Raw genomic sequence first — 23663 nt, forward strand, 5'->3', positions numbered from 1 at the left:
CTGATATCCGTTTACTTTCTGAACCCCTTGTTACCATAACGTTTGGCGAAACGTTCAATGGGCAGGCCATTACAGGCAATATCGCCCACCTTTCCATCGTATAACCGTTCCTTGGCTTCCATGTAGGCTTCGTTTGAGGTAGCTGCAGCTACACACAGTTGTGACTCCCGGCTGTCCTCGGCCACTTCAAAGGTATACACCATCACCGGCTTTCCGCTGTCATTGTTGCGGTAGGCGTCGGCGAACTCTTCCAGCGTCATGCCGTTACAGGTAAACGAGTCCAGCTCCGTCTGCGAAAACCCGTACTGACGGACAGTCAGCCTGAGCATCTCGTCAGACTGTGCGGCCGCGATACACAGTTCAGTGAGGTTGGATTTGTCACCGCTGACCAGTTCTACGGCCTGGCTGAACGGCGCAGCCAGCAGGGCTGCTACAAAAGCAATCAGTATTTTTTTCATCACGTCTTTCTGCCTTCTTGATGTCAAAATGTCAGTTGTTATAGCTGTAGCGAACACAACGAACGGCAGACTCAGGTCATCGCGGTGACGTCATCGCCTGTTGAGCATAGTTCAGGAAATGAGAATGTGGCAAAACACGTTTAACGTGTTGTCGATGCGGACAAAAAAGGGGCATAGGATATGCCCCTTGAGGAGTATCAGAAGGTGACGCGCTGGCTGTCTGAACAGACGGTCATGCTACCCTGCTCACACACCTGGTAGGCATAGCTGCCGCCGCCTTTCTGGCCAATATTGTCGGTGTAGCTGCCGGTATTTCCCACCGTGCCGATACGCTGACCATCACGGTAAATATCGACACTGGCTGAGGCCATTCCGGACCAGGTCAGCTGAGCATGCTGAATGCCCTTGTCTTTGAAGCCAGCAACACTTAAGGTCAGCGGCTGGGCATCAGTGGTAATTTCCACCGGATTAGAGCAGGCTGACACGCCGCCGCCGTTGAAGGCAACAACCCAGTAATAAAGGGTTTCCCCTGCCGGCGCCTGAAAATCAGCGATATTGACCTGTGAGCGCCCCGCCGCTTCCGGAATGGTTTCAATGTCTTCGGCTGCGTCACAACTCACCCCGGCACTCGCGGCGCGGCGCAATACAAAGCCTGTTTCGTTATTGGCATTGTCGGTAAACGCCAGATCCACTCGGGTCGCGGTCACGCTGACGACACTCAGGTCAGCCGGAGCGTCCGGCGCTGCAGGCACCACCAGCGAAGAGGTCATTACCAGATGATCGACGAACAGGCTGTCGGCACTCTCACCACTACGCTGCTCAGCGTCTGTCGCACGCACCAGCACGTTACCGCTGATATCATTCAGCATCGCTGCCTGCACGTTGTCAGTGGCGCGGCTGTTTACCGTGAATAGCGGCGTCCAGGTTACCCCACCGTCAAGTGAGAAACTGAAGTTAGCTCCTTCACTGCCAGACACCCATGCATTGGCAGTGAAGATCACACCACCCGGGCCACCGGTCACATAAAACTGCCAGCGATGATCGTACTGCTGTTTGCGTGAACGTTTAGGCCCGCCCGAACTGGCTTCGGTAATTGTCTGGAACGTACCGTCATCTGCCTGGGTAGCCACATAGCTGCCCGCAATCTGACCGGTCACGGCATTATCGGCAACGGCAACCTCAGTCACTTCCGAGGGCAAAGCGTCTGTGGTCACACCCGCGACATTTGAGTAGCCAGACATGCCAATGCTGTTTTCGGCGCTGACGCGGTATTCATAGTAGGTCCCGGCCTGTACACTGTTGTCAGTAAGCGCCGTCGTGTCGGCAGCCAGTGACGCAATGGTCTGCCAGGTGCCGGCATCTGTACGACGCTGCACCACCATACTGTTCTCATTGTCTGCATTATCATCCCACTGCAGACTGACGGTATTGTAGGATACCGCTGCAATAAACAGGTTACCGGGCGCATACGGCGGCACAGTAGCCTGCGCGGCTCTGAATGACGCAACGAATGACGCTGACTCGTTCAGGGTGCGCGCGTTCCAGGCACCAAAGTCAGGATCAGTCGTAGGATCAACGCCCTGAGGAACACCCGCATAATTAATCTGTGGGTTCGAGAACCGGCCTACCCGGGCTGCACCTGAACAACTGTATGACATTATGGTGCGGAAGAACGGAGAGCCCTTATCGTCAACCGACCCGTCGTTACAACGGCGGAACCCGTAGTTGAAGTTGCCTGATACGCCACCACCAACCGTCTGGCGGTCATGATGCGCTCCCTGATTGTGTCCGATTTCGTGTGCCATGGTGCGATTACCCACCATACACGGCACATCTGTCACATTGAACGCGGTGGCAGGACCAGCGCCTAAGTAACCAATTCCGCATCCCTCGCCGTCATAAACCAATGACACAATATCTGCGCCGGTTTCGTCACGTACCTGATGGATGTCGTCCATAATGCCGTCAGTGGTTGAGCGCAATGCCGACAATGTCTGGCTGGCGCCGGTACCGGTGTAATCGGTGAGGTGTGTTGCCACCAGATTCATGGTGATATTGATGCCGCTGGCAGCATACGCGTTGTTCATATCGGCCACCGCCGTCGCAATGTCGGCTTCAAGCTGTGCGCAGCTGCCCGCATAGTTACAGGCACCCTGAGTATACGCCACCAGCAGATCCTGTCTTATCGTGTCACCTGCTGTGGTAGTGTCTGCGCTCAGCGTACCACTGGAGTCAGCGGCATCACCCTGCGGCGTCTCACCATCAGGCTCTTCCGACGGGAATGAGCTGGTATCCACCTGGTACAAAATATGACGCCCCGACTGATCACTGCTCAGGCGGTAGGTATCACCCTGCCACTGGATCAGGCCAGACAGATGCATGCCCTGAAACGTAATAATAACACTGGCGGCCTCATCACCCTGAACATGCCCTACCCAGATGTGGGAGCCAGCCGTACGACGGTCGAGGTAAGTCCTGACTGCAACCAGCGTCTCATCGCTGCCTGGCAGTGTAAAAGCAATCTCATTGCCCAGCAGCGCCTGACGGCTGGCCTTAATACTGTATTTGGCGCTGGCATGCGCCGGCAATGTGCCTGATGCCGGAGAGACTTCCTTGAATAAAGGTAACGGCTCAGCGGATGCGTTGGCGGTAACACTCATCCATGAGGAAGCTACGAGTGCGGCTACGATGCCGCGTCGGGAAGTCAACAATGTCATAATCTGCCTCAGAAAAAACAGCGAAAAACACATAAAGGGCTGCAGTGCGAAGGTGGCACATCACTGCCCTGAAAACGTGAAAAGAGTATAAAGAACAGGCGGTGAGGTTGGTTTCCTGATTAGGCCACCAGGAATAAAAATGAATACGTAATTGTGGCATAGCGATAACGCGATATCGCATAGGTAACTGAGTAATAAACATTTGTCAGGCAGCCCCTCGACTATTGCCGATTGCCAGGGTAGCTTAGTTATTTTGTTCTCATACCTTCTTCGACACCGTAATCGTGAGCAGTTGAGGTTATTCTGCCGGTGGCATACAGTTACCAGACAGGGTTGGCGGACGAACTGATCCCGGCACATTCAGGAAAAGACCTTGTGAGCGACTTATTTCATACAACACTGCCTGCCTTTTTGCCACTGGTGATCGCCATTACCCTGGTAACCAGTGGACTGTGGCTGTTGCACTATCTGCTGTTGACCCGTCATGACCATTTAACCGGTGAACAAAAACTTCCGCGACAACTCTCACTGCTTATCCTCACGCTGATCGGTCTGGTCGTGATAGCCGTGACACTGCCGGTGAGCGAGGGAACCCGAAATCAAATTATTGGACTGATTGGCGTACTGGCGTCGGGTGTGATTGCTTTTTCTTCCACCACTATCGTCAGCAATCTGATGGCCGGGCTGGTGCTGCGCGTTAACCGTCCATTCAGGGTAGGTGACTTTATCCGGGTGAATGAGCACAGCGGCCGGGTAGCCGAAATGGGCTTACTGGATACCGAGATTCAGACAGAGACCCGCGAATTAATCGCGTTTGCCAACACCCTGATGGTCAACAATCCGGTTAGTGTGGTCAGAGCTTCAGGGGCGATTGTGTCGGTTGATCTGAGCCTGGGGTATGACATTCATCACAGCGTGATTGAAAAGCACCTGCTGGCGGGGGCGGAAAGCGCCGGACTGGAAGAGCCCTTTGTGCAGGTGATTGCTTTGGGTGACTTCGCCGTCACATACCGGGTAGCGGGTCTGTTAAAAGACGTTAAAAGCCTGCTGAGTGCGCGCTCACGGCTGCATAAGGCGGTACTGGATAGTCTGCATCAGGCCGACATTGAAATTGTGTCTCCCAGCTTTATGAATCAGCGGCCTCAGCCGGAAGGGCTGAGGATGATCCCGCCTCAGCAGGGTGAAACGTCGCCTTCACCAGATAATGACACCACACCAGAAACCGTCATGTTCGACAAAGCAGAAGAAGCAGAAAGTACCGAGACCGAGCGTGAGCAGCTACAGGCAAAACTGGATGAGCTTGAAGAGCGCCTGAGCAGTGCCAGCGGTGACGACAAAGCGAGCCTGACCGAACAGCGCGATAAGGTAAAAGCGCGCCTGGCCAGTGTGGTCAAAAAAAGCGAAGAAGAGAAAGAGAGGCGTTAAAGCGATGTTCGATACGATTATTTCCGGCGGGCGTTATTTCGATGGCACAGGCGCTCCCTCTGATATCAAATCCATTGCCATAAAAGATGGGATCATTGTCAAAGTAACCTCTGAGCCGCTGTCGCCTGAGCTGGCAACCCGGTTTATTGATGCCACTGGCAAATGGGTTATGCCGGGTTTCATTGATACCCACACACACTACGACGCCGAGCTGCTGGTATCACCGAGCTTATCGGAGTCGGTCAGACACGGTGTCACCACCGTGCTGGTCGGCAGTTGCTCGCTTAGCATGGTGTGCAGTGACTATGAAGATGCGTCGGACATTTTTACCCGCGTAGAGACGGTACCTCGCGACAAGGTGCTGCCCATTTTACAGCAGACAAAAAGCTGGTCTTCACCCGCGCAATGGGTGGAGTATGTCTCAGGGCTACCGTTAGGGCCTAATGTGGTCAGTCTGCTTGGCCACAGTGATTTGCGCACATCGGTCATGGGGCTATCCAGAGCCACCGACGCGGATGTGATTCCTTCCGAAGCAGAAATGGCAAAGATGGAGCGCCTGTTGACGGAAGCCCTGGAGTGCGGTTTTCTGGGGCTGTCGACCATGCGCTTAACCTGGGATAAGGTAGACGGTGACAGAGAGTGGTCAAAGAGTCTGCCAAGTACCTATGCGGCCTGGCGCGAAATCTCGCGTCTCAGTAACATACTGCGGCGTTACGGGCGCGTGCATCAGGGTGCCCCTAACGCGGCAACGCCACTGCGCATTTTCGATTACATCAAAGAAACCCTGGGCTGGTTCCGGAAACCACTTAAGACCACCCTGATCAGCCGGATGGATCTGAAAGGCAGCCCCTATATCAATTTCTTAACCAAGTTTGCCTCATCCACTGCCAATCTGCTTAGAGGGAATTTTCGCTGGCAGGTACTGCCAACGCCGTTCACCGTCTACGCCGATGGCATTGATGTGGTGTTTTTTGAAGAATTCGGGGCAGGCGAACTGGCACTGGACTTAAAAACCAAAGTGGAACGGGACGCCCTGCTCAAAGACGAAAACTATCGTCGCGACTTTCGTAAGTTTTACGGCGAAAAGCTTAGTCCACGCGTGTGGCATCGGGACTTCGGCGATGCCATCATTCTCGGGTGTCCGGACAAAACCCTTGAGGGCCGTGATTTCGAGTCGGTGGCAAATGAACGTGGTATTCATGTGGTCGATCTCTTCCTCGACCTGGTGGTGCAATACGGCACCGATCTGCGCTGGTATACCACCGTTGCCAATCACCGGCCCGAGGTACTTAAAAAACTGATAAAAGACAAAGACTCACTGATCACCTTCAGTGACGCAGGCGCGCATATTCGCAACATGGCCTTTTACAATCTGCCGTTGCGACTGCTTAAGCTGGCTTACGAAAACCAGCAGAGTGATTTTCTGAGTATTGAACAGGCGGTATGGCGGGTTACCGGTGATCAGGCCGACTGGTTTGGCATTGATGCGGGGAAAATCAGGGAAGGTGACCGGGCAGATGTACTGGTGATTAACCCGGACGGATTATCGCAGAACTTAGAAGCGGTGTGCTGGGCAGAGATGGAAAACTTTGACCTGAAGCGGCTGGTTAACCGCAACCCGGGGCTGGTTGAACACGTGCTCATCAACGGCCGCTTTGCCGTTGATAATGAGAACCTGTCCAGCGACCTTGGCAAAGAGACCGGCTATGGCAGTTTCCTGCCCGCGACGGGGGCCTGAAAAAGAAAAAGCCCGCACCAGGTGCGGGCAAAACAATCGGCCGTGACAGGCACAATCGTGACAACGGCAGGTTACGCGCGGTAACCTGGTCCCGCGTTAACAATGGCGTCACTGACATCGTATTTACGGAAGTTGTTCTGGAATTCCTCAATCAGGTTTTTCGCGTAGCGGTCATACTCGGCCGGATCACTCCAGGTATTCTTCGGGATCAGCAGGTTGCTGTCCACGCCCGGTACCGCCACCGGCACATCCAGATTCAGACCATCAATGTGCTGAGTTTCAACGTCACGCAGGGTGTCGTTTACGATGGCGTCAATGATCGCGCGTGTGGTCGGAATATCAAAACGCTTGCCGACCCCGTAAGGACCACCGGTCCAGCCGGTATTCACCAGGTAGACTTTGGCGTTGAAGTTACGCACCCGCTTCATCAGCAGCTCGGCATACACGCCCGCCGGACGTGGGAAGAAGGGTGCGCCAAAGCAGGTAGAGAACGTTGATTCAATGTCAGCACTGGAGCCAATTTCGGTTGAACCCACTTTGGCCGTGTAACCACTTAAGAAGTGATAGGCCGCGGCTTCTTCACTCAGCACCGACACCGGCGGCAGCACACCGCTGACATCACAGGTCAGGAACACCACTGAACGCGGCTCGCCACCGCGGTTTTCCAGCACACGTTTCTCAATATGGCTAAGCGGGTAAGCGGCACGTGAGTTCTGGGTCAGTGACGTGTTGCGGTAGTCCGGCTGGCGCTGGTCATCCAGGATAACGTTTTCCAGGATGGTTCCAAAGCGAATGGCCTTAAAAATAACCGGCTCGTTTTTCTCAGACAGGTCGATACATTTTGCGTAACACCCGCCTTCAATATTAAAGACGCTGCCTGGTGCCCAGCCGTGCTCATCATCACCAATCAGGTGGCGTTTCGGATCGGCAGACAGCGTGGTTTTCCCTGTACCAGACAGGCCGAAGAAGAGCGTCACGTCGCCTTCATCACCGACATTCGCCGAGCAGTGCATCGGCAGCACTTCTTTTGCCGGCAGCAGGAAATTCTGCACAGAGAACATGGCTTTTTTCATCTCACCGGCATAACGCATACCGGCAATCAGTACTTTGCGCTGTGCGAAGTTAATGATAACGACGCCATCACTGTTGGTACCGTCCCGCTCAGGCACACACTCAAAGCCAGACACGTTCAGAATTTGCCAGGCAGGTGCATCCTTCGGATTCCACTCATCGGGGCGGATAAACAGGTTCTGCGCAAAAATATGCTGCCAGGCCGTCTGGGTACGCACAACAACCGGTAGCGCATGATCGATATCAGAGCCCACCTGCAGGTGTGACAAAAAATGTTCCTGGGTCGTCAGAAAGTCTTCTACCCGGGTCCACAGCGCATCAAACTTATCCGCATCAAACGGCTTGTTGACCTTACCCCAGTCGATGTCGTTTTCAGTACTTGGCTCTTTCACAATGAAGCGATCGTTAGGTGAACGACCCGTGCGCTGACCGGTCTCTACGACCAGTGCGCCGTTGCTGGCCAGTTGGCCTTCCCCGCGCAGAAGTGCCAGTTCAATCAGTTGTGCCCGGGAAAGATCCACCAGCGGTGCTGCTTTCGTTGTCGCGTTCATTGTTGCTGCCGTCATATTGAAAACCTGTATGTAATATTTCAAAGCCACTTACAGGTGCGAATTGTACGGCAATGCTCGCATCTGGCAACATTTAGCTGACCGATATTCGTTATTTTTTGGTCGCCTGTGGCGATATTAACGCGCATGAAATGATATCAGCAGACAAAACACACTGGATGGAAGCAGTTAACAATCTGACAATGCAAAGAAAATGAATGACGACAAAAATGTAACAGGGTATGAAAGGTTACAGAAAATAATAGCGTGAGTGCCGTCCCGCTGTATGGCGGGAACGGCACAGGGATAAGAAGTTACTGGTTGGCCGGCGCATCATTACGGTGGCCACCGTGGATGGCCTCAACATCTATGGCGTCAAACTTGTAGTCAGTATGGCAATACTGACAGTTCATGCTGATCACGCCCTCCTCCTCGATAATGGCAAGCAACTCCGCCTTATCGACATTTCGCAGCGCTTCCGCGCTGCGCTCACGTGAACAGGTACAGGCAAATGACACCGGTTGCGGCGCAAACAGTTCCACCTCTTCCTGGTGATACAGGCGATACAGAATGTCCTCAACCCCAAGCGAGAACATTTCTTCGGTAGTCAGGGTATCGGTCAGCGTAGCGATATGCTCAAACGCATTCAGGGATGCCGCTTCACTGGCACTGGCTGACTCGGGCAGCACCTGCAGCAGCATACCTGCCGCCATCACACTTTGCGGATCCGACATATCGGTCATCAGGCGCACCCGGGTAGCCAGTTGCTCTGACTGGGCAAAGTACGCTTCAATACATTCTGCCAGCGACGGCTTATCCAGCGCCACCACGCCCTGATAGCGTTCCCCTTCATCGGGCGTAATGGTAATCACCAGCACGCCTTTGGTCATCAGGTCAGAGAAAGACGACGGCAGCGAGGCCAGTGTTTCATCCCAGCGCGCAACACCGCGCATGGTCTGCTTGTGAGTGGCGTTAATCACGGCATACCGCACCGGCCCTTCACTTTGAATTTGCAGCCCGATTTCACCTTCGAACTTCAGGATTGCCGCCAGTAAGGAGGTAGCCGCCGCCATTTCACTGAGCAGTTTCTGTACCTGCACAGGGTATTCGTAACTGTGTACGATAGGCTTGAGACTGTCCTGCAGTCTGACAAGCTCGCCGCGCACGCTGGCCTCGTTAAAAATAAATCGGTTCAGCTGATCAAATGAACTCATGAAAATTCCTACATTCTGTTACAAATAAAATGCGACACCGGTCAGCGGTGCTTAAGCTTGATAATTTCGCGCCGCTGTTTCTTGTCCGGGCGGCCATCCGGGTGCGGGCTATGAAACGTATTCATCTTCCTTGCCAGCTGATTTTTTTCACGCTTTTCAATACTTTCGGGCGTTTCCTCATACAGGCCCTGCGCCAGTGCGGCGCCCAGACGCTTGTCGCTGACGGCCAGCACTTTTACGACCTTGGTATCCCAGCCAGCCGGTATGCTAAGCATAGCACCCTCTTCGACCACCTTGCCGGGCTTCGCGCGCTGGCCGTTGTAGTGAACTTTTCCGGCCTGCACCATGTCTCTTGCTAACGCGCGGGTTTTAAAGAAGCGGGCAGCCCACAGCCACTTGTCCAGCCGGACATTTTGTGATGTATTGTCTGTTCGATTTTGACTCATGTAATAATTTCGTCACCGACGCCCTTTAGTGTTGTGACCCTTAGCCCGACTAGGCTATGATGGGTCGGCAAAAAGCGCATGATTCTCACAACTACATTATAAAAAGCAGTATCATCATTAACGCATGACTTTCGAGAAACTCAACCCACAGGCCCTCTCTGGCGTGGCACTCAAACATCAGAAATCACTTCGCCTGGCCGTTGTGGTGGTATTGAGTCTTTACCTTATTGCGTTCGCCGCCAATCTGACCTGGCGCATTATACCCGAACCTGCCATGGCGCCTCCACCAGCGATAACTGATAAGCCCCGCAGCAGCGCAACAGGCTCTCAAGGTGGGGTCAACATCAGTAAAATACAACAGCTCAATTTGTTCGGTGATGCCACCAGAGCCCCACAACCCGTGGTACAGGAAGTGGTTACCGATGCGCCGGAAACCCGCCTTAACCTGACACTGACCGGCGTGGTCGTCAGCAGCCTGCAGCAGGCTGCCGCCGCCATTATCGAAAATCGCGGCAGCCAGAGCGTCTACGGGCTGGGTGAAAAAATTGAAGACACCAATGCCACCCTGCAACAGGTGTTCAGTGACCGCGTCATTATTCGTAACGGCGCGCGCAATGAAACCCTGATGCTGGACGGCGTTGACTTTGAAGAGGCCAATCGCCGTCGTCAGTCTGTCACTCGTCAGGAACGCGCCGCACCCGAAGAAGAACAACGCCTGAGTGAAGAGGCGCTCGAAGCAACTGCCTCACTGCGCAGCCAGCCGGCAAACTTCACCGATTTTATTTCCATTTCTCCTAAAACCGAAGACGGCCAGCTGGTCGGCTATCAGGTAAAACCGGGGAAGGAACCCGCCCTGTTTGACGCCGCAGGACTAAAAGCGGGTGATGTCATAGCCCAGATTAATGGTCTTGACGTTACCGATGTTCAACAGGCCCAGGAAGCACTCTCTGAGCTGCGAAGCGCGCAAAGCATTGAACTGACTATTCTTCGCGATGGCAGTTACGAAACGCTTTATCTCGATTTGCCTGAACCCGCAGCACAATAAGAAAGAATAGGAAGAAACATTATGAGGCATGCCAGTCACACTCTTTTATCACGTATCGGCGTTGCGTTGTGTAGCGCGCTGATGTGTGTGTCGGCCACCGCTGCCGAGTATATGCCCAACTTTAAAGATACGGACATCAATGAATTCATCAATATCGTAGGCAAAAACCTGGAACGCACCATTATTGTTGATCCCAACGTGCGCGGCAAAATCAGTGTACGCAGCTATGACATGCTGAACGAGGATCAGTACTACCAGTTTTTCCTCAACGTGCTGCAGGTCTATGATTTCGCTGTGGTTGAAATGCCCAGCGGTATTCTCAAAGTCGTGCGCTCGAAAGATGCGAAAACCTCCAACATCCCGGTTGTCGAGGGTGCGGCCCGCGACGGTGACGAGATGATTACCCGTGTTGTGCCGGTTTACAACGTACCGGTTCGCGAACTTGCGCCTATTCTGCGTCAGCTGAATGACCAGGCAGGTGGCGGCAACGTGGTCAGCCACGACCCGTCTAACGTGATGATGCTGACCGGCCGTGCCGCGGTGGTAAACCGTCTGGTTGAAATCATCGAGCGGGTTGACCGCGCCGGTGATGAAGAAGTCGAAATTGTAAAACTGCGCTTCGCCTCTGCATCGGAAATGGTGCGTATTATCGACAGCATCAATAAGTCGCAGGGTAAAGGGGCTACCGGTGTAAAATCGGAGCCGCGCGTGGTCGCGGATGACCGCACCAACTCGGTGATTGTCAGTGGTGACGTGAAAGCCCGGCAGCGCCTGATTAATCTGATTCAGCGTATGGATCAGGAGCTTGAGTCTAACGGTAATACCCGGGTTATTTTTCTGAACTACGCCAAAGCCGAAGACATGGTAAACGTGCTGCGCGGCGTGTCGGCCAGCATTCAGGCAGAAGAGCAGGGTAGCAATACCACACGTCGCTCATCCAACCGTGAAGTCAGCATTGAGACCCATGAAGATTCCAACGCCGTGGTGATCACCGCCGAGCCCGATATGATGCGCTCACTGGAAGACGTCATTCGTCAGCTCGATATTCGCCGTGCCCAGGTGCAGGTAGAGGCCATCATTGTTGAGGTGTTTGAAGGCGACGGCACCACGCTCGGCGTTCAATGGGTATCTGAAAGCGGCGGCGGTACCCAGTTTACCAACGGCGTTGTACCGGTAGGCGCGCTGGGTGTTGCACTGCGTCAGGCAGAAGACCGTGAAGTGAATAAGACTAACGTCACCGCCAATGGCGAGGTCGTCACCTCGACTGACACTATTCAGGGTGATTTCACCCCGCTGGCGAACCTGCTGGGCGGTGCCAATGGCCTGATTGCCGGTGTCATTGAGAACGGCTGGGGCGCGGTTGTTCAGGCGGTCAGTAACGACACCAACTCCAATATTCTGGCCACCCCGCATCTGACAACGATGGACAATGAAGAGGCGTTCTTCATCGTGGGTCAGGAAGTGCCTATCATCACCGGTACCACGACGGGCGCCAATAACTCTAACCCGTTCCAGACGGTCGATCGTCAGGAAGTGGGTATCAAACTGAAAGTCACCCCACAGATCAACGAAGGCGATGCGGTTCAGATGCTGATTGAGCAGGAAGTGTCCAGCGTCAGTGGCGCGACGTCGGTGGATATTTCTATCAACAAACGTGAAATTAAAACCACGGTCATTGTGGATGACGGCGGTACCATCGTACTTGGCGGCCTGATTGACGAAGACGTGCAGGAAAGCGTATCAAAGGTGCCGCTGCTGGGTGATATTCCTATCCTCGGCCACCTGTTTAAAACCACCTCAACCACCAAACGCAAGCGCAACCTGATGGTGTTCCTGAAACCCACCATTGTGCGTGACGCGGCAACCATGAATGAAATCAGCCACAGCAAGTACAACTATATCCGCGCGCTGCAACTGCGTCGTCAGCAGCAGGGCGTATCGCTGATGCCTAACGAAGAAGGCCCCAGCATGCCAGAGTGGGATGACAAGCTGGTGCTGCCGCCGTCGTTCGAAGAGTACATCATGAAAAAGGAAAAACTCGGGCAGGACAACGAGGACGATGAATAACCATGACGGTCAGTGACGATAAGCTCAGCCAGGCGGTTGAAGCCCAGGAAGCGGCATTGGAAGCCATGGGCGATGATGACATCCTGTCGGATGCCGACGGACATCGTCAGCTAAGCTTCGGGTTTGCCAAACGCAATAAGGTATTGCTGGAGACCAATTCGTCGCCGGCCACCCTGTACTATACCTCGCAGACCCCGTTTTCCGTGTTTGCTGAAGTGCGCCGTTTTTTTGGAGAGCCCTTTGCGCCCAGGCTTATCCCCGACGATGAATTTGAATCCGTGCTGACCAGTGCATTTCAGCGTGACAGCTCCGCTGCCAAGCAGCTGATGGAAGATCTCGGTAACGAGAGCGACCTGTTTTCGCTGGCAGAAGATTTACCGGATACTGAAGATCTCCTCGACAGCGAGGACGACGCCCCCATCATCAAGCTGATCAACGCCATGCTGGGCGAAGCGATTAAAGAAGGCGCGTCGGACATTCACATTGAAACCTTTGAGAATCAGCTGGTTGTGCGTTTTCGCGTAGACGGTGTGCTGCGCGAGATCCTGCGCCCTAACCGCAAGCTGTCATCCATGCTGGTGTCGCGTATTAAGGTGATGGCAAAGCTCGATATTGCCGAAAAGCGCGTGCCACAGGACGGGCGCATTACTCTGCGTATTGCCGGACGCGCCGTTGATGTGCGGGTATCGACCATGCCATCAAGCCACGGCGAACGGGTGGTGTTGCGTTTGCTTGATAAGAATAATGCACGCCTGAATCTGGAAGATTTAGGCATGACCAAAAAGAACCGTGAGGTGTTCTCGTCACTTATCCGCAAACCTCACGGGATTATTCTGGTCACCGGCCCGACCGGCTCCGGTAAAAGTACCACCCTGTACGCAGGCTTGAGTGAAATCAACAGCCGTGACAGGAATATCCTGACCGTCGAAGATCCGATTGAATTTGATTTGCCCGGCATTGGACAGACCCAGGTGAATCCGCGCGTCGACATGACCTTTGCGCGTGGCCTGCGGGCCATTTTGCGTCAGGATCCTGACGTGGTCATGGTCGGTGAGATCCGTGACGTCGAAACCGCCCAGATTGCCGTGCAGGCCAGTTTGACCGGTCACCTGGTACTGTCGACACTGCACACCAATACCGCATCGGGTGCAATCACCCGCCTGGAAGACATGGGTATTGAGCCGTTTTTGCTGTCATCCAGTCTGCTCGCGGTATTGTCCCAGCGTCTGGTCAGAACCCTGTGTCCCGACTGTAAGACACCGCACGAGCCAAACCCACAGGAAGCACAAATTCTGGGTATCAGCGAGATGTCGCCGGTACCGTCGATTTACTCCGCACGCGGCTGCGCCGCCTGTAATCAGACCGGCTACCGTGGCCGTACCGGCATTCATGAGCTGTTACTGGTCGACGAAAAAATCCGTGAAATGGTTCACGAGGGACACGGCGAACAGGCGATAGAACGTTATATCCGTAAATCTACGCCCAGTATTCGCGAAGACGGATGCCGCAAAGTACTGGCCGGTATCACGTCGCTGGAAGAAGTCCTCAGAGTTACGCGGGAAGACTGAGTATGGCGGCATTTGCATACAAGGCAGTCAATGCCAGCGGCCGCAACGCAACCGGCGTGCTGGAAGGCGACAACGCCCGCCAGGTGCGTCAGCAGTTACGTGAAAAGGGCCTGATCCCGCTGGAAGTGGAACAGGTTGCAGAACGCAATAAAAGCAGCAAGTCCGGCTTTTCTTTCTTCAAACCCCGCATTTCGGCGGCTGATCTGGCGCTGCTGACCCGTCAGCTTGCCACGCTGGTTGAATCGGCCTTGCCGGTAGAAGAAGCCCTGCTGGCTGTGGCTGAACAAAGTGAAAAGCCACGCCAGAAAAACATGATGATGGCGGTACGCAGTAAAGTGGTCGAAGGGCACGGCCTGGCCGATGCCATGGCAGAATTCCCCAGCGTGTTTGACGAGCTGTACCGCGCCATGGTTGCCGCCGGCGAAAAATCCGGTCACCTTGATACCGTGCTGAACCGGCTTGCCGATTACACCGAGCGCCGCCAGCAAACCCGCAGTCAGATTATTCAGGCGATGGTCTATCCGTCACTGATGATGTTCTTTGCCATGGGCATTGTGATTTTGCTGCTGACGGTGGTGGTACCCAAAATTGTCAGCCAGTTTGATCATATGGGGCAGGACTTGCCGACCATTACGCAACTGCTCATCAGTATCAGTGAATGGCTGCAGCATTACGGCCTGGCCATGCTTGGTGTACTTGTTGTGCTTATTATTGTGGTGCAGCGGGTCCTGCAAAAGCCTGCCATGCGGCTGCGCTACCATCGTTTTCTGCTCACGCTACCGCTGATTGGTAAAGTATCGCGTGGCCTCAACACTGCGCGTTTCGCCCGTACTTTAAGCATTCTTACTGCCAGCGCAGTGCCGCTGCTTGAAGCCATGCGAATAGCTGGCGAAGTGCTTGAAAATCAACATATTAAGAACCAAATTTCGGATGCCACGGTGAATGTAAAAGAGGGCAGCAGTCTGCGCGCCGCGCTCGACAACACCGGCATGTTTCCGCCCATGATGATGCACATGATTGCCAGCGGTGAAAAGTCGGGTGAACTGCAGCAAATGCTGGCCCGGGCAGCCGATAATCAGGACAGGGAATTTGAAGCCCTGGTTGGTGTCTCATTAAAGGTCTTTGAGCCTTTGCTGATTGTCACAATGGCAGTGATTGTACTGTTTATTGTGATGGCAATTCTTCAACCTATTCTCGCAATGAACCAAATGGTGAATATGTAATGAAAACCTTAAAACGTAGCGCTGGATTCAGCCTTATTGAAGTTATGGTGGTGCTACTGATCATCGGTATTATGGCCTCGATGGTCGCACCGGCTATCCTTGGCAACGAGGAAGAAGCACGACTGAAAAAAGCTGCGGTCGACATTCAGCAGCTTGAAAGTGCACTGGAAATGTACAAGCTGAGAAACAATCGTTTCCCGACAACAGAACAGGGGCTGGATGCGCTGGTCAGTGCCCCTACCATTGATCCGATCCCGCGTAATTACCCGCCGGAAGGCTTTATTAAGCGTCTGCCGGATGATCCGTGGGGCAATCCATACACCCTGATCAGCCCCGGAGAACTGGGCATTATCGATATCTTCTCGAACGGTCCCGATGAAGAACCGGGTACCGAAGATGATATTGGTAACTGGAATATTAACGAATACCTGAATTAACAGGCTGATGCCACATGCGTGACACGCCACAACGCCGCCGCGCTGCGGTCGGCTTTACCCTGCTTGAGGTCATGCTGGTTCTGCTATTGATGGGACTGGCGGCAGGTTATGTGGTGTTTAACGCATTTGGTACCAGTCAGTCTGATCTGCTCAAAGAGCAGGCCAGGCGGCTGCAAATCATTGTCGATATGGCCAGCGACTATGCGGTACTGAACCAACAGCAACTCGGGCTGCGCATCGAAGAAGAGGACAACGAATACTACTTTGTCTATCTGGACGAGGATGACGAATGGCAGCGTATTGCCGATGTCCCGATTTACGACAGTCATACCCTGCCCGAGCCCTTTACCTTCACCCTGAACCTGGATGATCTGCCCTGGGATATGGACGACCGCCTGTTTGATCGCGAACTGTTTGACGAAAGCCTGAGCGTATCTGAAGACGGGGTGCAAATCGGCGAGGAAGAAGAAACCCTGCCGCCACCACAAATTCTGATCATGTCCAGCGGTGAAGTCACGCCGTTTACCCTGACCTTCAACTACGAAGCCGACTTCGGTGAAGCCCCGGCATTTTTTGTGCTGAGTAATCAGGACATGCCACCGCTGGCCCTGGAAGGACCCCTGGAGCGCCCGCCACTATGAACCGCGTGCGCAGCAACCGGGGCATGACCCTGCTGGAAGTCATGGTGGCACTGGCGATTTTTGCCCTGACCGGCAGCGCCATACTGAAAGCCGCCGGTGACCATCTGACCAGCGTAGGACAGATTGAAGAAATGACCTTCGCCAGCTGGGTCGCCAGCAACCGGTTAAGCGAAATGCAGCGCGAAGGCACCTGGCCGCCCCGTAACAAACGCGGCACTATGGAAATGGCCGACCGGACCTGGTACTGGCAACAGCAGGTGGTAAAAACCAACGACGATGACATGCGATCAGTGACCATTTCCGTGGGTCTGGATGCGGACTACCAAAGTTCACTGACTTCCGTGTCCACATTTATTGCGAAGCCGACGCCATGAAAAACCGCGGCTTCACGTTACTCGAAATTCTGATTGCGATGGCCATCTTTACCCTGATTGGTCTGGCCTCCACCGGTCTGCTGACCACCGTAATCAGCAGCAATGATCTGTCTGAAAGCCGGTTTGAAAAGTTACAGCACCTGCAGCGCGGCATGCTCATGCTCGAGCGGGACATTCTGCAGGCGGTACCTCGTGCGGTGCGTGTTAACGGCGAAAAGCGCGAGGTTGTGATGGCCGGCGGCGATGTCGATGGCAGTGACGGTGACGGCATCGGCTTTGTCCGTGGCGGCTGGGATAACCCTCAGATGATGCTGCCGCGCAGCACACAGCAGTATGTTGCATACCGGTTGCGCGACGGCAAGCTCGAACGCCTGTACAGCAATTATGTTGATAACGTGATTGGCTACGAACCCAAGGTGCGTGTGATCCTGGAAGATGTCAGCGAGTTCACGGTTGAGTTTATCGCCACCCGACCCGACCCCAATGCCAACAGTGATGATGATAACCGCTGGTCTGAGAGCTATCAGGGTACCGCGCTGCCTTTTGCCGTGGCGTTTGAATTTGTGTCCCGGGATTTTGGCCGCATCCGGCGCGAATTCACACTGGGAGGCAGCCAGTGAGGCCATTAAACAGACAGCGCGGTGTGGCGCTGATGGTCGTCCTTATGGTAGTGGCACTGGTGTCGGTGCTGGCTACCGAGATGGGGCGTCGCTTACAGTTACAGATCCAGCGCACCGTGAATATTAAGGACAGCAATCAGGCCTACTGGTATGCGGTCGGGGCTGAAGCGTTTGCCAGAAAATCACTGGCAGCGCTGATGAAAAATGACAGTGATAAGATTTCCGTTGATCAGGTTTGGGCTCAGGAGTTTGTGTTTCCGCTCGAAAATGGCGGTCTGAAGGCCCGTCTGGAAGATATGCGAAGCTGCTTTAACCTCAATGCGCTACGTGAAAAACCCGACGATAACAACGCACAGCAAACCACGCCGGCCATGCAGAGCTTTCATGACATGTTGCTGGCGACCAATCTGGACATCGACAGCTATACAGCCGAAACGGTACGCGACAGCCTGGCGGACTGGCTCGACGCAGACGACAGGATGCGCCCCTATGGCGCAGAAGACAGTGAGTATGAGAGCCGCGAGAACCCTTACCTGGCCGCCAACGGACTGATGAGTGCGCAGTCTGAATTACGGCTGGTAAACGGTGTATCGCCGGCGTGGATCAACGCCATACTGCCGCTGGTCTGTGTGGTACCCAACGACGATACCATGCAGATTAACATCAACACCCTTACGCCGGAACGTGCTCCGTTACTGGCAGGGGCCACCGGACTCACACTTGATCAGGCCACTAACCTGATTTCGACCCGCCCTCAAAATGGCTGGGCAGAAGCCGGCGATTTTCTGAATGAACCCGTGATCCAGGCGTTAAATTTGGACAATACGCGGCGTGACTGGTTTACCGTCACGACAGAGTATTTTATGTTACATACCAAGACCCGCTACAATAACGCAACGTTTACTATGACAACCGTATTCAAAGCGACAGCCAGCGGGCAGGTCAGCGTACTTCGGCGCGAATTTAAAGAGGTAGATTAATGGAACAACTTCTTGTCAGGTTAGGCTCCCGACGCGAAGACCCGGTGCAGTGGCTGGTATGGTCACAGACCGAACAGGACATCATCGCGTCGGGCGAGCTAAGCAGCGCTGAAGATCTCACCACGCTGTCGGAACGGGCAGGTCAGCGACCAGTGATTGCACTGGCCCCGGGCAGCGACGTGCTGCTGAAATGGGTGACGTTGCCGCCACGCGCCGGCCGTAAAGTACTGGCTGCCATTCCCTACATGCTGGAAGACGAACTGGCGACCGCCATCGACGATCAGTTTTTTGCTTTTGGGCCAAAGGTAGACGACCAGCAGGCCGTTGCCGTGGTCTCACGCGAGCAGTTGCAACAATGGCAGCGCTGGCTGAAAGACGCCGGGCTGTTTTGCGACCGGATCATACCCGACGTGCTTGCCGTGCCGCATAATCCGCAGGGCTGGGCACTACTGGCGATGGGCGATGCGCTGTTATTACGCCAGGACAACTGGGCCGGTATGCAGGGTGAAGCCAGCTGGATGCTGCCTGCACTGACGCAGTTTGCCGCGTCACAGCCAGAGCCCGTCAATCTGGTAAATTATGCCGACCTCGACGTCAGCAATGCAGACAACATTGTGGTTACCCATCCTCCGCTTGAATTACCCATGCATGTGTTAGCGCAAGAAGCCATGCACGTTTCGTTTAACCTGTTGCAGGGTGAATACAAAGTGAAGCGCGCCAGCAACAAGGCGTGGCATCAGTGGCGGGTAGCGGCGGTACTGGCCGTGCTGGCACTCACCACCAGCCTGGTCGATAAGGGCATTACCCTGTATCAGCTTGAGCAGCAAAACGAAGCGCTGCGCGCGCAGATAGATAATAAGGTAAAGCAGGGATTTCCGAATATTGGGGTTTACCGCGACGTGAAGCGCAAACTGCAGACTGAACTGGCGCGACTGGAACAAACCGGCGGGGCAGCCTCGATGCTGGTGATGCTGGAGCAGTTAAGCGGTCCGTTTGCCGCCTCCAGTGTGCGCCCGCAAACCTTGCGGTTTGATGCGTCACGCACCGAAATTCGTATGCAGGCGGTAGGTAAAGACTTCGAGGCGCTCGAACGCTTTCGCCGACAGGCCGAAAGCGCAGGTTTCGTGGTCGAGCAGGGCGCCATCAATAATCGCGACAATGACGTGATTGGCACCGTATCAGTCAGGAGTACAACATGAACGCCTTAGCCGAAAAATACCGCGCCCTGACAGAGCGCGAGCAGCGTCTGGTTGCCTTATCGGGCGTTGTTATGCTGATTGCTGCGTTTTACTTCCTGGTCTGGTCACCACTGACCACCGGCATAGAGCGCGAGCGCGCATTGCTGGACGAACAGCAGGCGCTGTTGGGCTGGGTAGAAGACACCGTGGCACGCGCGCAGCAGCTCAAACGCACCCAAAGCGGCAACAGCGCCTTTAAAGGCTCACTGCCACAGGCCGTCAATCGCACCACCGCACAGCACAACATTGCCATCGCCCGCATGCAGCCGCAAGGGGAAGAACTGCAAGTCTGGATAAACGATGCACCGTTTAATGACGTGGTTGCCTGGCTGAAAAGTATGGAAGACATCGGCGTGGTGATTTTACAGGCAGACATTACTGAAGCAGACACCGCAGGCTACATTAAAGTACGCCGTTTACAGTTAGGAAAGGCATGAAGTCACGCAGTTTATGGATAGCCGGTGGTATACTGGCGTTTGTTATATTCCTTATCGCTTATCTCCCGGCCAGTCAGGTGCTTGGACGGCTTTCGCTGCCTAAAAATGTGAGTGTGTCAGGTATAAGTGGCACCCTGTGGGAAGGCAAAGCACGTTTAATCGTCGCCAATGGTCTGCCGATAGAGAACCTGCGCTGGTCGCTGAACCCGCTGAGCCTGCTTGCGGGCCGCATCAGTGCAGAGCTAAACGCCGGTGAACTCAGAAATCCCGACGCCATTGCGTTTAAGGGGCCGGTGTCGGTCAGCCTGTTTAACCCGGATCATATCGCGTCAGAGGATCTGGTACTGTATCTGCCTGCAGACCGGGTACTGGCCAATGTACCGCTGCCCTTGCCGGTCAATGCCGGCGGCCGCTTCCGCGTACGTCTGGATGAACTCGCGTTCGGTCCGGCCTGTGACACACTGCGCGGTACCGGAGACTGGCTGAACGCCACCGTCGCTGGCACCCAGGGACCGATCGACTTTGGTAGCTATACGGCAACACTGCGCTGTGAGGGCGACAGCATTGGCATTCGGGTTAATGGCAATAACCTGTTAGGCCTGAGCATGGATGCTGTGGTATCCGCCGATTTCAAAACCATTGATGTCACCGGTCAGTTTAAGCCCGACGACAGCCTGCCCGAGGAAGTGCATCAGGCCGCACGCTTTTTCGGTCAGCCCGGCGCAGATGGTTACTTCCCGATAGACCTGTAAGTCACAGATAAGAAGCGACATCCTTGTGATGACGTTTTTTTACACTATTGTCTAATGTTACCACCCTGAAAGATTGCGTAATGTGAAGACTTTGGGCAGTAGTGGGACTACCGTGGCTACCAGCGTTGACTATCTGAATACCGTTGTTGTGGTTAGGCTTTATGGCGATATTGACGGCTATGACGTGATGGCAGTACACCGTGATGAAGCATTTCTGGATGCGGTGAGGCGAACCGGCCAGGTGCTGTACGACTATTCCGGAGCTGATCACATTCGACTTACTGAAGCGGATGTGGTTGCATTTGCCAAGCTGGCCGTCATAGAAGCGGCCCTGACAGACTCGTTTACCGTTGGCGTTATCCCTCAGGGTGATGCCCAGTTACCCGGCGTGCGCCACTACCAAAAACTTGCAACCGACGCAGGTGTATGTGTACACATTTCTGAATCGGTTGCTGAATTTATTAATAAAAATCAGGTTTAGTAAGTTGGCAACGAAAAACCGCCGGGTACATGACGTTATCTCGATTTTTGCAAACGGAGAGAGTTCTGGTTTTTTGCGTCTCTGCGTTGTATCTCAATTTTAAAAAAATACCTCAAGGTCATAACAACGACCGCAGTCATAATCAACAAGCCAACCATAGTCACCTCAAACGAATAACTGGTCACTTTTGTACGTCATCGCTACAGAGTCAGTTTACGTCTTTTAATCAATGAATATAATTTAATGTCATTTAGCTCCTGAAAGAAAATACCTGTCAGTCTGTAAGTCACAGCTTCTAAATATTTCCACGCTAACTACCCCGAAAACAAGTCCGGAAAATGAAACGGCGCCATCGCCATGGTAACAGCCAGTTCATACACGCTCTGGCGGGTTGCGCGGTTGCGCGTGAGCAAACCAATCGCCCCGCCTTTTTGCTTGACGTTGTCGGTATTGAACAACCGATCCATCACATGGCCTAATTCTTCACCGTTCTCCAGCGCCTGATAGACCTGTGCGGGCAACGGCAGACTGGCACTGCGGGTCACCGACCAGCGGCCCTGATGGTAAAGCGCCACGTAGGCAAACGTGGCCGGGCCATCGTCCAGCACATCCACGCCCCCCTCAATAGCGGCAAACCAGGCGCTGTCTCTGTCCTGCGGATGGGCGCGCAGGCAGTTTTTTACACGGTTAACCGCACCGAGCCGGGTTTCGTCCTCATTCATTGGCTGGTCGGGAACGCCGCTGGGCACGGACATCGCAGTCACGTCCATTTCACAGTCGAGAACGTCCTGCAGTACATGCGTTACTGCGTTCACTTTCACCGGGTTTTTCGAACCAACATATAACTTCATGTGCACTAACCGGGTTGATGCGTAGCAGGATGACGCAGAATGTCATCGATGAGCGTGCGATAGTCTGTCACCGCCGGAAATTCGGTGATCTCGCGTGCCGGTAGCTGACTGTCGGGATTGCTGACCGCCAACAGGTGCGCAATACCAAATTCGCCGGCAGCCTTAAGAATGGTCAGGCTGTCGTCCACAAATAAGGTTCGTTCAGGGTTAAACTTCAGACGCTGCTGCAGCTGTTGCCAGAGCGACTGCGATTCTTTGGTGACACCAAATTCATGGGTGGAAATCAGCGTATCGATGTGGCTGTCTAACCGGGTGTGCTCGACTTTCAGAGACAGGCTGTCGGGGTGCGCGTTGGTCACCAGCACCACCTCACGATGACTGGCTTTCAGTGCATCAAGAAATGGCAGGGTATCTTCGCGCAGCGTGATCAGGTGCTCAATCTCGCGTTTCGCCGCCATAATGTCCAGTTTCAGCTCATTCGCCCAGTAGTCCAGACAATACCATTCGATCTTCCCGCTGACCTGTGCGTAATGATCATGCATAGCCTTGCGGGTTTCATCTATCGGCAATCCACGCGCCTCGGCGACTTTTTGTGGCAGATGGTCAAGCCAGAAGGTATTGTCAAAGTGCAGATCAAGGAGCGTGCCGTCCATGTCGAGCAGCACGGTGTCTATGTCGGCCCAGGGCAGAATTGGCAAGCGATACTCCTTATATTACAGTAAGCTTAGTAAGTGTGGTCATGATAACGAAAGTTGTAAGCAGAGACATGCAAAAAATCGATCCCGACAAGCCGCTTCCTCACATTCATCACCGTGAAATTGTCGCCAAAAGCCGGCTGTTCAGGGTGGAACAGGTCGATTTGGAATTTTCCAACGGGGCCGTACGTCAGTTTGAGCGCATGGCGGGCAGCAATCGCGGCGCGGTCATGATTGTTCCCATGCTGGATGATGACACCATGGTACTCATTCGCGAATATGCAGCCGGCACCCATTCGTATCAGCTTGGCTTTCCTAAAGGCCTGATTGACCCGGGTGAGAGTGCCGTAGAAGCAGCAAACCGGGAACTGCAGGAAGAGGCTGGCTTTGCTGCACGTGAATTCCATACGCTGCAAAAAGTCAGCATGGCACCGACCTTTTTCAATGCCACCATGACCATCGTTATCGCAAAAGATTTGTACCCGCAGAAGTTGCAGGGCGATGAACCTGAGCCGCTGGAAGTCATTCACTGGCCGCTGTCAAAAGCCGACGACCTGCTGGCCCGGGACGATTTCATTGAGGCCCGCTGTATTGCTGCGCTTCTGCTGGCGCAAAAATGGTTTAAGGAACAATAACA

Annotated in this window: 23 protein-coding genes; 16 read left to right on the plus strand and 7 right to left on the minus strand. The window is 54.1% G+C overall.

From position 1 onward, the window contains the following. Positions 1 to 11: 11 nt before the first annotated feature. On the minus strand, positions 12 to 458 hold the full coding sequence (locus AB1N33_RS06180) for a hypothetical protein (protein WP_411270672.1): 447 nt from the start codon (positions 456 to 458) through the stop codon (positions 12 to 14). Positions 459 to 655: 197 nt separating this feature from the next. Next, complete coding sequence (locus AB1N33_RS06185) at positions 656 to 3175, minus strand: reprolysin-like metallopeptidase (protein ID WP_411270673.1); 2520 nt, start codon at positions 3173 to 3175, stop codon at positions 656 to 658. Positions 3176 to 3550: 375 nt separating this feature from the next. Between AB1N33_RS06185 and AB1N33_RS06190 the strand changes: the two genes are divergently transcribed. After that, complete coding sequence (locus AB1N33_RS06190) at positions 3551 to 4600, plus strand: mechanosensitive ion channel family protein (RefSeq protein WP_411270674.1); 1050 nt, start codon at positions 3551 to 3553, stop codon at positions 4598 to 4600. Between the two features lie 4 nt (positions 4601 to 4604). After that, the gene (locus AB1N33_RS06195) at positions 4605 to 6338 is read left to right on the plus strand and encodes an N-acyl-D-amino-acid deacylase family protein (protein ID WP_411270675.1); all 1734 of its coding nucleotides are present in this window, start codon (positions 4605 to 4607) and stop codon (positions 6336 to 6338) included. 71 nt (positions 6339 to 6409) lie between these two features. Here the strand turns inward: AB1N33_RS06195 and AB1N33_RS06200 are convergent, their stop codons facing one another. The 3 genes from AB1N33_RS06200 to hslR form a co-directional block, all read right to left on the minus strand. Further along, entirely contained in the window at positions 6410 to 7975 is a 1566-nt protein-coding gene (locus AB1N33_RS06200) for a phosphoenolpyruvate carboxykinase (RefSeq protein ID WP_411270676.1), read from the minus strand. Positions 7976 to 8271: 296 nt separating this feature from the next. Next, the gene (hslO, locus tag AB1N33_RS06205) at positions 8272 to 9171 is read right to left on the minus strand and encodes an Hsp33 family molecular chaperone HslO (RefSeq protein WP_411270677.1); all 900 of its coding nucleotides are present in this window, start codon (positions 9169 to 9171) and stop codon (positions 8272 to 8274) included. A gap of 41 nt (positions 9172 to 9212) precedes the next feature. Continuing rightward, positions 9213 to 9617, minus strand: coding sequence for a ribosome-associated heat shock protein Hsp15 (hslR, locus tag AB1N33_RS06210; protein WP_411270678.1), 405 nt, complete (start codon positions 9615 to 9617; stop codon positions 9213 to 9215). A gap of 124 nt (positions 9618 to 9741) precedes the next feature. Between hslR and gspC the strand changes: the two genes are divergently transcribed. From gspC to AB1N33_RS06275, 13 genes are all read left to right on the plus strand, one after another. Next, entirely contained in the window at positions 9742 to 10662 is a 921-nt protein-coding gene (gspC, locus tag AB1N33_RS06215; protein ID WP_411270679.1) for a type II secretion system protein GspC, read from the plus strand. 21 nt (positions 10663 to 10683) lie between these two features. Continuing rightward, positions 10684 to 12729, plus strand: a complete 2046-nt coding sequence (gspD, locus tag AB1N33_RS06220; protein ID WP_411270680.1) for a type II secretion system secretin GspD — start codon at positions 10684 to 10686, stop codon at positions 12727 to 12729. Positions 12730 to 12731: 2 nt separating this feature from the next. Further along, positions 12732 to 14297, plus strand: coding sequence for a type II secretion system ATPase GspE (gspE, locus tag AB1N33_RS06225; RefSeq protein WP_411270681.1), 1566 nt, complete (start codon positions 12732 to 12734; stop codon positions 14295 to 14297). A 2-nt stretch (positions 14298 to 14299) separates the two neighbouring features. Further along, complete coding sequence (gene gspF, locus AB1N33_RS06230) at positions 14300 to 15520, plus strand: type II secretion system inner membrane protein GspF (RefSeq protein WP_411270682.1); 1221 nt, start codon at positions 14300 to 14302, stop codon at positions 15518 to 15520. Then, positions 15520 to 15957, plus strand: a complete 438-nt coding sequence (gene gspG / locus AB1N33_RS06235; RefSeq protein WP_411270683.1) for a type II secretion system major pseudopilin GspG — start codon at positions 15520 to 15522, stop codon at positions 15955 to 15957. Before gspF ends, gspG begins: the two co-directional genes overlap by 1 nt. Positions 15958 to 15971: 14 nt before the next feature. Further along, positions 15972 to 16598 carry a type II secretion system minor pseudopilin GspH gene (gspH, locus tag AB1N33_RS06240; protein ID WP_411270684.1) on the plus strand — a complete coding sequence of 209 codons (627 nt, stop codon included), beginning with the start codon at positions 15972 to 15974 and terminating at the stop codon, positions 16596 to 16598. Continuing rightward, the gene (gene gspI, locus AB1N33_RS06245) at positions 16595 to 16972 is read left to right on the plus strand and encodes a type II secretion system minor pseudopilin GspI (RefSeq protein ID WP_411270685.1); all 378 of its coding nucleotides are present in this window, start codon (positions 16595 to 16597) and stop codon (positions 16970 to 16972) included. The genes gspH and gspI overlap by 4 nt, the downstream gene beginning before the upstream one ends. After that, the gene (gene gspJ / locus AB1N33_RS06250; protein ID WP_411270686.1) at positions 16969 to 17592 is read left to right on the plus strand and encodes a type II secretion system minor pseudopilin GspJ; all 624 of its coding nucleotides are present in this window, start codon (positions 16969 to 16971) and stop codon (positions 17590 to 17592) included. The genes gspI and gspJ overlap by 4 nt, the downstream gene beginning before the upstream one ends. After that, positions 17589 to 18572: a type II secretion system minor pseudopilin GspK gene (gene gspK, locus AB1N33_RS06255; RefSeq protein ID WP_411270687.1), complete on the plus strand. Its 984-nt coding sequence runs from the start codon at positions 17589 to 17591 to the stop codon at positions 18570 to 18572. The genes gspJ and gspK overlap by 4 nt, the downstream gene beginning before the upstream one ends. Beyond that, entirely contained in the window at positions 18572 to 19771 is a 1200-nt protein-coding gene (gspL, locus tag AB1N33_RS06260) for a type II secretion system protein GspL (protein WP_411270688.1), read from the plus strand. The genes gspK and gspL overlap by 1 nt, the downstream gene beginning before the upstream one ends. Continuing rightward, positions 19768 to 20247, plus strand: coding sequence for a type II secretion system protein M (locus tag AB1N33_RS06265; protein ID WP_411270689.1), 480 nt, complete (start codon positions 19768 to 19770; stop codon positions 20245 to 20247). Before gspL ends, AB1N33_RS06265 begins: the two co-directional genes overlap by 4 nt. Then, positions 20244 to 20999, plus strand: a complete 756-nt coding sequence (locus AB1N33_RS06270; protein ID WP_411270690.1) for a type II secretion system protein N — start codon at positions 20244 to 20246, stop codon at positions 20997 to 20999. Before AB1N33_RS06265 ends, AB1N33_RS06270 begins: the two co-directional genes overlap by 4 nt. Before the next feature lie 112 nt (positions 21000 to 21111). Next, a complete protein-coding gene (locus AB1N33_RS06275) occupies positions 21112 to 21480 on the plus strand; it encodes a hypothetical protein (protein WP_411270691.1) in 369 nt (122 codons plus the stop codon). A gap of 314 nt (positions 21481 to 21794) precedes the next feature. Here the strand turns inward: AB1N33_RS06275 and yjjX are convergent, their stop codons facing one another. Together yjjX and yrfG are read right to left on the minus strand one after the other, a co-directional pair. Continuing rightward, positions 21795 to 22331 carry an inosine/xanthosine triphosphatase gene (gene yjjX / locus AB1N33_RS06280; protein WP_411270692.1) on the minus strand — a complete coding sequence of 179 codons (537 nt, stop codon included), beginning with the start codon at positions 22329 to 22331 and terminating at the stop codon, positions 21795 to 21797. A gap of 5 nt (positions 22332 to 22336) precedes the next feature. After that, the gene (gene yrfG, locus AB1N33_RS06285) at positions 22337 to 23029 is read right to left on the minus strand and encodes a GMP/IMP nucleotidase (protein ID WP_411270693.1); all 693 of its coding nucleotides are present in this window, start codon (positions 23027 to 23029) and stop codon (positions 22337 to 22339) included. A 68-nt stretch (positions 23030 to 23097) separates the two neighbouring features. Between yrfG and nudE the strand changes: the two genes are divergently transcribed. After that, positions 23098 to 23661, plus strand: a complete 564-nt coding sequence (nudE, locus tag AB1N33_RS06290) for an ADP compounds hydrolase NudE (RefSeq protein ID WP_411270694.1) — start codon at positions 23098 to 23100, stop codon at positions 23659 to 23661. The last annotated feature ends 2 nt before the right edge of the window (positions 23662 to 23663 follow it).

The organism is Alteromonas nitratireducens (assembly GCF_040812025.1).
Taxonomy (GTDB): Bacteria; Pseudomonadota; Gammaproteobacteria; order Enterobacterales; family Alteromonadaceae; genus Alteromonas; species Alteromonas nitratireducens.